General features: G+C 36.4%; 1 protein-coding gene. It reads left to right on the forward strand.

The genetic code is table 11. From position 1 onward, the window contains the following. Positions 1-224: 224 nt before the first annotated feature. On the forward strand, positions 225-635 hold the full coding sequence (locus tag AT575_RS02845; protein ID WP_102777067.1) for a peptide deformylase: 411 nt from the start codon (positions 225-227) through the stop codon (positions 633-635). The last annotated feature ends 235 nt before the right edge of the window (positions 636-870 follow it).

Raw genomic sequence — 870 nt, forward strand, 5'->3', positions numbered from 1 at the left:
TGAAGATCCCTTTAGGGATAGTGGCAAGTAATACAAAGGCCTCTTTGAGAGGCAAGTGACGAGTCAAGAGCAATAAGGCTTGAACAAAGTGAAAGCCAGCGCCTTTAGACGCTGGCTTGTATTCTGGCTTATAGCCCTTGTTCAAACCACCCGTTAGACGGGTGGTTATGATTTTATAAGATATTCTGATATAATAATAGCAATTGAATTTAAGGAGAAGGATTGTGATTCGCAAAATAGTTAAGGACCCATTATTTTTACAACAAGTTGCTAAAGATGCGACTAAAGAAGATATTCAAATCGGTACAGATTTATTGGACACTCTAGCCTTTCATCGTGAAAATTGTTTGGGTATGGCAGCCAATATGATCGGGGAATCGAAACGAATTATTGTGGTTTCAATGGGTTTTGTTGATTTAGTCATGTTTAATCCTAAAGTGGTTAGCCAAAAAGAGCCTTATCTAACCGAAGAATCCTGCTTATCTTTGACCGGAAGTCGTCCAACAAAACGATTTTCTGAAATAAAAGTAGAATATCATGATCATAATTGGCGCCGTAAATCCTTAACCTTTAGTGGTTTACCTGCACAAATTTGTCAACACGAACTAGACCATTTAGAAGGAATCCTTATATAGAGTACGCTGCTGTTTTTATCCTTGGAAGATTGAAAATACAATAAAATTTGTAGTGCTTATGCTTAGTTTAACTTTGTTATCAAAAAACCCCCATGCCTCTTAAAAGGCTGATATGTACCCCTTTTAATGGACTAATCCAGTGAAAGGGGTTTTTGTATGAAATATAATTATAATTTTAAATTAAATGCAGTAAACATGTATCGATCAGGTCAGTGGATAGAGACTCCAGTTGGTA

Source organism: Streptococcus penaeicida (genome assembly GCF_002887775.1).
GTDB lineage: Bacteria > Bacillota > Bacilli > Lactobacillales > Streptococcaceae > Streptococcus > Streptococcus penaeicida.